The organism is Amycolatopsis sp. H20-H5, assembly GCF_035828755.1.
In the GTDB taxonomy this organism is placed as follows: domain Bacteria; phylum Actinomycetota; class Actinomycetes; order Mycobacteriales; family Pseudonocardiaceae; genus Amycolatopsis.
Genome location: NZ_JAYMZS010000072.1, coordinates 38,496 through 46,674 on the forward strand (window position 1 = coordinate 38,496; position 8,179 = coordinate 46,674).

The 8,179-nt window shown below is 68.6% G+C and carries 6 protein-coding genes and 2 tRNA genes; 6 read left to right on the top strand and 2 right to left on the bottom strand.

Features of this window, described 5'->3' with window-relative positions:
- Positions 1 to 159: 159 nt before the first annotated feature.
- From QMK34_RS31075 to QMK34_RS31085, 3 genes are all read left to right on the top strand, one after another.
- Positions 160 to 2,607 carry a M14 family zinc carboxypeptidase gene (locus tag QMK34_RS31075; protein WP_326418110.1) on the top strand — a complete coding sequence of 816 codons (2,448 nt, stop codon included), beginning with the start codon at positions 160 to 162 and terminating at the stop codon, positions 2,605 to 2,607.
- A 417-nt stretch (positions 2,608 to 3,024) separates the two neighbouring features.
- Positions 3,025 to 3,096, top strand: a tRNA-Arg gene (locus QMK34_RS31080).
- Between the two features lie 63 nt (positions 3,097 to 3,159).
- Positions 3,160 to 3,232 (top strand) — tRNA-Glu (locus QMK34_RS31085).
- 22 nt (positions 3,233 to 3,254) lie between these two features.
- Here the strand turns inward: QMK34_RS31085 and QMK34_RS31090 are convergent.
- A complete protein-coding gene (locus QMK34_RS31090) occupies positions 3,255 to 4,001 on the bottom strand; it encodes a DUF899 family protein (RefSeq protein ID WP_326418101.1) in 747 nt (248 codons plus the stop codon).
- 145 nt (positions 4,002 to 4,146) lie between these two features.
- Between QMK34_RS31090 and QMK34_RS31095 the strand changes: the two genes are divergently transcribed.
- Positions 4,147 to 5,124, top strand: coding sequence for a GNAT family N-acetyltransferase (locus tag QMK34_RS31095; RefSeq protein ID WP_326418103.1), 978 nt, complete (start codon positions 4,147 to 4,149; stop codon positions 5,122 to 5,124).
- 2 nt (positions 5,125 to 5,126) lie between these two features.
- On the opposite strand, the gene QMK34_RS31100 is transcribed toward QMK34_RS31095, so the two are convergent.
- Positions 5,127 to 6,002 carry a siderophore-interacting protein gene (locus QMK34_RS31100; protein ID WP_326418104.1) on the bottom strand — a complete coding sequence of 292 codons (876 nt, stop codon included), beginning with the start codon at positions 6,000 to 6,002 and terminating at the stop codon, positions 5,127 to 5,129.
- Between the two features lie 79 nt (positions 6,003 to 6,081).
- On the opposite strand from QMK34_RS31100, the gene QMK34_RS31105 reads away from it, so the two are divergent.
- Together QMK34_RS31105 and QMK34_RS31110 are read left to right on the top strand one after the other, a co-directional pair.
- Positions 6,082 to 6,882: a TetR/AcrR family transcriptional regulator gene (locus QMK34_RS31105; protein WP_326418105.1), complete on the top strand. Its 801-nt coding sequence runs from the start codon at positions 6,082 to 6,084 to the stop codon at positions 6,880 to 6,882.
- 87 nt (positions 6,883 to 6,969) lie between these two features.
- On the top strand, positions 6,970 to 7,671 hold the full coding sequence (locus QMK34_RS31110; protein WP_326418106.1) for a TetR/AcrR family transcriptional regulator: 702 nt from the start codon (positions 6,970 to 6,972) through the stop codon (positions 7,669 to 7,671).
- Positions 7,672 to 8,179 lie beyond the last annotated feature (508 nt).

The window sequence follows — 8,179 nt, forward strand, 5'->3', positions numbered from 1 at the left end:
ACTTTCGCCGATACCGGTGAGCGGGCCGGACGGTTATCGTCTTGCTGCCGGTGCTCCGGGTACCGGTCTGGGTGCAAGGGAGAGCATGTGCCGAAAGACAGACGTGCAGGGAATTCACCGGCTCGACGAGGTCTCTGCTGGACGGCGTCGGCCGTCGCACTGGCGGGGCTGCTGATCACGCTGCCCGGCGCGACCACCGCGGGCGCGGCGGAGAACGTGGTGCGGACCGACCAGTCCGTCCCGCGGTCCTGTTTCGCCGCGCTCCTGCCGAAGAACACGGCCGGGACGGACCGCCGCGAACTGACCTCCACTGTGGACGGCTTGGTGCAGGCCAGGCTCGCGCCGTCTTCGGACACGCGGCAGGAAGGCGACTGGGACATCGCCGTGTTCGACAAGGACACGGGCGCCGTGGTCGCCGCCTCGGCGGCGTTGCGGACCCACGAAATGGCGGAGAGCTTCGTCAAGAAGGGCCAGAAGCTGGTCCTGCAGGCGTGCCGGTACGCCGGGCCCGCGCGCACGGCCGTGCTCGGCGTCGACTTCCTCGCGCTGAGCCCGCAGGGGACGCCGACGGGCACCCCCGCCGCCGCGCAGAAGGCGCAGATGGTCCGGGTCCAGACCCCGGCCAAGCAGGACAAGGACCGCCTGCTGGGTCTCGGTCTCGACGTGACCGAGAAGGGTGACGCCACCAGCCTCGACGTCGTCGTGGCGAACGACACCGACCGCAAGACCCTGGCGGACAGCGGGTTCAAGTCCTCCGTCGTGACCGCCGACCTGTCGGCGAAGTCCGTCGAGAACGCCAAGACGGACAAGGCGTACGCGGCCACCACCGCGTCCTCGGTGCTGCCGTCCGGACGCACCAGCTACCGGCACCTCTATGACTACGAGTACGAGATCAAGGAGCTCGCCCGCAAGAACCCCGGGCTGGTCTCGGCGTTCACCCTGCCCTATCCCACCTGGGAGGGCCGGGATGTGGTCGGGATCGAGATCGCGACCGACGTCGCCAACGTCAAGGACGGCAAGCCGGTCGACTTCACCATGGGTGTGCACCACGCGCGCGAGTGGCCCGCCGGTGAGCACGCGATGGAATGGGCCTACGAGCTCACCAACGGCTACCGCAAGGACCCGGCCATCCGCGGCTTGGTCGGCAAGACCCGCAACATCGTCGTGCCGATCGTCAACCCGGACGGTTTCGAGATCTCCCGCGAGGCCGAGCCGAAGGGCGACTTCAGCCGGTTCGACTACGAGATGAAGCGCAAGAACTGCAACGTCGCCGACTCGCCCGCGGCGTTCGCCACCGGCGTCTGCAAGGCGAACCCCGGCGGCCGTGAGCGCGGCACCGACCCGAACCGCAACTACGCCGGCTTCTGGGGCGGCGGCGGCGCTTCGACGGTCTGGCGCAATGACACCTTCCGCGGCGCGGGCCCGTTCTCCGAGCCCGAGACGCAGAACGTGCGCTCGATCGTGTCCGCCCGTCAGGTGACGAACCTGATCACCCTGCACACCTTCTCCAACCTGGTGCTGCGCGTGCCCGGCGTCGCCGCCGTGCGGCCGCCGCTCGACGAGCCCGCCTACAAGGCACTCGGCGACAAGATGGCGTCCCGCAACGGGTACGTCAGCGAGCCTTCCTGGGCGCTCTACGACACGACCGGGAGCACCGAGGACTGGTCGTACTGGGCGACCGGCGGCTGGGGCTTCACCTTCGAGATCGGCAACGTCGAGTTCCACCCGCCGTTCCAGACCGGGGTGGTGGCCGAGTACGCCGGGCTGGCCCCCGCGGCGGGCGCGGGCAAGGGCGGCAACCGGCAGGGCTTCCTCGACATGCTGGCGAACGCGGCGGACCCGGCAGCCCATTCGACGCTGATCGGCTCTGCGCCGAAGGGCTACGAACTCAAGCTGCACAAGACGTTCCAGACCCCGACCTCGCCCGTCCTGCAGCCGGACGGCTCGACCAAACCGCCGATCTACGTGACCGACCAGCTCGATTCGAAGCTGACCACCACCGGTGGCCGTTTCGCCTGGTCGGTCAACCCGTCCACCCGGCCCTACGTCGCGGGCCGGTACGGCCGCGACCCGCAGGGGCCCGCGCAGCCGGGCGTGGCCGTCGCGAACCCGGCGGGCTTCCCCGCGGTGAACACCAACTACCCGGTGGACCAGACGTCGGAGAGCTTCACCTTCCACGTCGACGGGCTGCCGAAGGTGGACAACGGGAAGTTCAGTGTCGACGTGGCCTGGGCGAGCCCGGACACCGACTGGGACCTCTACGTCTACGACGCGGCGGGCAACCTCGTTACCTCGTCGGCCAACGGGGGCACCACCTCGGAGCACGCGACGCTGTTCGACCCGCCCGCCGGTGATTACAAGGCGGTCATGGTCAACTACGCCCAGGCCGACCCGGCGAAGCAGGACGACTGGACCGGAGGCGTCTCGTTCGCGTCGCCGATCCCGCCGACCTACGGCCCCAAGGAGGCGTACCAGCTGACCTGCACGTCCCCGCGCGGCCAGCTCGTGGGCGTCGCCGACGTGTACGCCGACCGCGGGCAGACCGTCGACGTCGGTGAGGTCTGCACCCGGTCCGCACGGGCGAACAAGGAGCGCAACGCGCGGTAGCCCGGCGGTCATCGGATAAGTCAGGGGGGAAGCGCCTCGGTCCGGCGCTTCCCCCTTTTTCTTCGGCCTCAACCAGGCGACCGGAATACGTTTCCTCGTAACGGTCCGCCGCCCGGCGGCGAAACAGGATTGACGAAGCCGGACTTCGTCGCGGATGATGAGCGCACACACCGACCGAAAGGCCAGTCATGATGAGCAGGCGGATGAGCGAGAGGCAGTGCCGACACAGCGCCGCGTTCGCCGCCGCGCGCTCGTTCATCGGCCTGGAAAGCGTTGTGCACGTGGAAAATCAGTGGCGGCACAGCTCGGGCTCCCCACCGTGACGAGGTAGACCGTCACAGCAGGGAGCCGCCCGCCGGGAAACCGGCCAGGGCGGCTTTCTCTGTTCTGGCTGCCCGCAGAACGATTCTTCACTTCACCCCGGTAGCTCAACGGAAAGAGCTCGGTGTTCCGAACGCCGGAGTCCAGGTTCGATTCCTGGTCGGGGTACTGCTGGAACATCCCCCGGCAAGCGGGACGCCGCGGCCGTGCGTGGGGGATGTTCCAGCCCAAGGCGCGTTCGTCCAGCAGGTACGGACACCGGATTCTCACTCCGGAGGCACGGGTTCGAGTCCCGTACGCGCTGCTCCTGCCGGGTTCTTGGCTGCTTACCCGGTCGAGGTGCCGAGGTCGTCGTCGCGTCCGGCCTCGAGCCGAGACCACTGGGCGGCCGGGCGCCCGTTCAGCTGGAACTGGCCACCTCGGGAACCCCAGTGCTGCGGCCAGCCTTCCGGCGAGTCCTCCCAGTACTCCTTCCTGCCGTGGACGGTCAGATCCAGCAGTCCGTACGACGGTGCCATCGGTTCGTTGCCGCGCCCGGTGGTCCAGTAGGTCTCGTAGATCTGGTCACCGTCTCGGAGATAGCTGACCAGGATGCCGAAGTGCCGGTTCGCGATCAGCCGGTCCACGGCGTTCTGCGGCACCGAGTACCAGGGAATCGTCCAGCCCATGAAGTCGCGATAGCGCGAGCTTTCCTCATATGGCCCTTCACAGAAGGTCGCGTAGCTGACGTCCCGCGAGTGCAGGTAGGACAATTCGGTGATGTGGGTCGTGGAGAAGGTGCAGCCTTCGCACTGCTCGGCCGCGGGCTTACCGGTGTGCCACATCTGGAAGTAGGCGATCAACTGGGACCGGCCGTCGAAGATGTCGATCAGCGGCACCGGGCCGTCGGCTCCGATCAGCGGAGTCCGCGGATCGACTTCGATCATCGGCAGCCGGCGGCGTTCGGCGGCCAGTGTGTCCCCGGCCCTGGTGTGGGCCTTTTCCTTGCTCCGGAGTTCGTCGATCTTCGCCTGCCAGGTCCGTCGATCGGTGATCGGCGGAAGGGCGCGTTCACCTGTTGGCTGTGCTGTCATGGAACGTGTCTAGCCCGGTGGGGGAGTGCGGCACAACCCCGTCGATCGGGCATGGTCGGAGACGATGCGGTTCGCGCGTTGTGCTGGTGACCGCCCCGGAAAACGGTTCGACGGCTTTGCGGACCCCCTGACACAGTGGCGCACTATGACGAACGTCGAGTTGGTGACCGCGGCGGACGTGCGGCTCATGCAGGGCCTGGCGCAGCGTGTCACCGCCACCCGCCCGGACCTGGTGAACAGTGACGCGTCGTTCGGCGAGCTGGCCTGGAACTGGGGTAGGATGCACGCCCGCGACGGCGCGAGCTGGCCGCGTCGGCTGTGGTTCTCCGGCGGGGATCTCGTGGCGTGGGGCTGGGCCCAGCTTCCGCACCAGGTGAGGCGGAGCGACGGGTCGGTGAACGACGTCACCGGCGCCTACCTGGCGTATCAGGTCCATCCCGGCCACGCTGAGCTGGTCGACGAGGTGATCGGCTGGTACGACGGTATGGCGGCGGGCCTCGAGCGTACGGTGCTGCCGGGTGCCGCCGACGAGTTCGCCTTGAAGCGATGGGCGGCGCGCGGCTACGAGACCGACCCGTCCTCGCTCGGCGACACCGGGTCCTGGACCCAGCTCAACGAGCGGGACCTCATTGACGTGGAACAACCGGTGCTGCCTGCCGGATTCCGGTTCCGCACCGCCGACGAGGCCGGGCCGGAGGCCGCGGTCCAGGCCCACCAGGACGCCTGGGCTCCCTCGACTTACACGGCCGAGAGCTACCAGGGCGTCCGGCAGACGGCGACGTATCGCGGCGACCTGCACCTGCTGGTGGAGGCGCCGGACGCGAAGATGGTTTCGTCGACGGTCATGTGGCTTGACGAAGCGAACAAGACCGCCGAGTTCGAGCCGGTCGGGACGCATCCGGGCTATCGGCGTCAGGGGTTGGGGAGGGCGATGCTGCTGCACGGGATGCGGCTGGCGCGGGCGGCCGGGGCCACTCAGATGACGGTCGCGTGCCTGGGTGCGCCGGGGCATCCCCGGGCGCGCGGGCTGTACTACAGCGTCGGGTTCCGGGAGCTGTCGCGGGACGCGCCGCTCATCAAAACCAAGACAGTGGGCCGAGTCGGGACACCTTCCGGATCTTGACCTCAGCCCTGCGCTGCGGCCAGCCGTTCCTGGGCCTCGGCGAGATCCTCGGCCGTCGGGGCGTCGTCCTGCGTGAGCGCCAGCCGCCAGTGCCCGGTGAACTCGATCGCCTTCTTGTCCAGGCCGCGATTGTGGATCAGGTAGCGCCGCAGGGCCCGTACCGAGCTCGACTCCCCGGCGATCCAGGCGAACGCCTGCCCGGCCGGGAACTCCGCCGCCCGCACGGCTTCCAGCAGGATGTCGCTGTGTCCCGCGGGCACCTCTCCCCGGTGCAGCCAGTGGACCTCGACGTCGCCGCGCGAGTCGAATCGCTGTTCGTCGGACGGCCCGGCCACCTCGAGGTAGGCCAGGGCCCGCCTGCCTTCCGGCAGGGACTCGAGCAGCGCTCCGATCGCGGGAAGCGCGGTCTCCTCCCCGGCCAGCAGCACCCAACCGGCCTCGGCGATCGACGCGACGAGCGGGGTCGGCCGCGCGAACATCGCCGAGGGGCCGAACATCGCGAGCGTGTCGCCCGGCTGAGCTCGCCGCGCCCAGCGTGTCGCCGGACCGCTGTGGCCGTCGCCGTCGTGGACGACGAAATCGATGTCGATCGTGTTCGCCCCGGCGCTCTGGCCGCGCAGCGTGTAGCTGCGAGTCCAGGGCTGTTCGGGCTCCGGGACGGCGTTGAACGCCTGGTACCACCGCAGGAAGCCGGCGTCCGGCGGTGGCAGCTTCGGCGCTGCCTGGCCGGGTTTGGGGAAGTAGAGCTTCACCTGCTGGCAGGGTTCGGTCCAGGTGAACCCGGCCAGGTCCGCCCCGCCGAACGTGACCCGCGTCAGGTGCGGGCCGAGTCGCCGGACGCCGGTCACCCGCAGGTACCGGATCGGCAGTTCCTCCATCGTGTGGCCCTTCCCCTGATAACCTTATGGCGTAAAGAGTTGATTCGGCCAAGTTACTTTATGCCGTAAGGAGTTGCAAGTGGTCGTCTACGCCGGGCAGGGTGACGCCGCTCGTTCGATGGCTCTGCTGTGGCGCGCGGCGGGATCCGGCGAGGTCAGGACGGGTCCGGGCCCGAAGCCGGGGCTCACCGTCGACCTGATCGTCGACGCCGCGATCGCGGTGGCCGACGAGGACGGGATGCCAGGGCTGTCAATGCGGGCGGTCGGCGAACGACTCGGCCGGACGGCCATGGCGCTCTACACCTACGTCCCCAGCAAGAGCGAGCTCATCGACCTCATGCACGACCACGCGCTGGCCGAGCTTCCCGGCGACTACGACCTGGCGCGCGGCTGGCGGGCGGCCGTACGGGCCTGGGCGCAGGACCAGTGGGAGTTCTACCTGCGGCATCCGTGGGTGCTGCAGGTGTCCCAGGCGCGCCCGGTGCTCGGGCCCCACGAGTACGACATGCTCGACAACCTCCTGCGGATCCTCTTCGAGACGGGTCTTGAGTCGAAGATCCTGCGGCGGCTGGTCGGCACTCTCGTCGGTTTCGTCCGCGGCGCTGTGCAGGTCGTCGCGGAGTCACGCCAGGCCCCGGATGAGACCGGTGTGACCGACGACGAGTGGTGGTACGCCCGATCGGCCCTGCTCAAGGAGGTCTCCCCGGACTTCGCCGAGCGGTTCCCGAACGTGGTGAAGCTTGACAGTGACCGCGCGTTCGAGGTCATGGACGAAACCGTGCCGTACCTGGAGCGGGAAGCCAGGGAGACGTTCGCGAGCGGCATGACCGTCATCCTGGACGGCATCGAGGCGACCATCGAACGCTCCATCCCCGGCTAGGCCGTGTCTGGTGAGGTCCGGACGGCCATCCCTGGAACGTCGTCGTCCGCAGATTGGAGCACTGTTCCACTGTGCCAGGATGGCGGCATGGCAACGCGGGCGCGCCGATCGCGGCGACGCGCAGAGGCGCTCTCGAAGGAGCGGATCGTCGAGGCCGCCGTCGAGCTGCTCGACGCGGCAGGCGAGGCCGGGCTGACGTTCCGGGCGCTGACCGAGCGCCTCGCCACCGGACCCGGGGCGATCTACTGGCACGTGGCGAACAAGGACGAGCTGCTCGCGGCCGCGACCGACGACGTCATCGCCGCCGCGCTGGCCGTCGAGCCCGCCAAGTCCCCGGGCTCACCGCAGGACGGGATCCGCGCCGTCGCGCTCGGCCTGTTCGACGCGATCGGCGAACACCCCTGGCTCGCCACCCAACTCGCCACACAGCTGTCCTGCAGCCCCTGGCAGTCGGTGACGCTGCGGATCCTCGAAGGCATCGGCCGACAGGTCGGCGCGCTCGACGTCCCCGAGGACAGCTGGTTCACCACAACCTCGGCGTTGATGCACTACATCCTTGGCGCCGCGGGCCAGAACACCGCGAACACCGGCGTCCTCGGACCCGACGCGAACCGCGCCGAATTCCTCGACGCCGCGGCGAAGGCCTGGAAAGAGCTCGACCCCGGCGACTACCCGTTCACCCGGGCCGTCGCCGACCAGATGCGCGAACACGACGACCGCGAGCAGTTCCTCGCCGGGATCGATCTCGTCCTCACCGGCATCATCACCCGCCACCTGCCCAGCGCATAGGCGCGGGTTCCTTCCGCAGGCAAGTGCGTAATCGCTAAGAACGCGGCTGAGAACTGACGTAGTAGCCGCCGCTGGAAGCCTCGGGTGCCTGTCCTTCGAAGCCGCTTACCCTCCACAAAGGACGAAAAGTCTACCCATTCGCCCGTTTCATACCGCCATGACCGTTTCGCGCGTGCCCTGAAGGCCACCATGACAGCGTTAAACGCCGTGAAGGCTCCCATCAGGGCACACGGCAAACCTGGGGTCGCGACTGAAGGGGACTTCCCTCGACTCAACCTTGCAAAAGTCCCCTTCACCAGAACAGACCGTGTGAAGGTCCCCGTCAGTCACGCGGCCCTCGGTGCCAAACCGGACGACATGACATCAGTTTCCGGACGCCCTCTCAGCTTGTTGTTTAACCTGTTTGGTTCGTTGCGTTTGTGGCTCTTGTGTCCGTTTTGGGGTTCTTTCCGACGTGGCATACGACAGCGCGGTGGGTGTTTCGTGAGCCTGGTGGGCGGCCTGGGCC

What these genes read in the sequence shown, in the direction of transcription:
- QMK34_RS31095 (WP_326418103.1), top strand. Translation starts at nt 4,147, where the DNA reads ATGACGAACGTCGAGTTGGTGACCGCGGCGGACGTGCGGCTCATGCAG.
- QMK34_RS31090 (WP_326418101.1), bottom strand. Translation starts at nt 4,001, where the DNA reads ATGACAGCACAGCCAACAGGTGAACGCGCCCTTCCGCCGATCACCGAT.
- QMK34_RS31110 (WP_326418106.1), top strand. Translation starts at nt 6,970, where the DNA reads ATGGCAACGCGGGCGCGCCGATCGCGGCGACGCGCAGAGGCGCTCTCG.
- QMK34_RS31100 (WP_326418104.1), bottom strand. Translation starts at nt 6,002, where the DNA reads ATGGAGGAACTGCCGATCCGGTACCTGCGGGTGACCGGCGTCCGGCGA.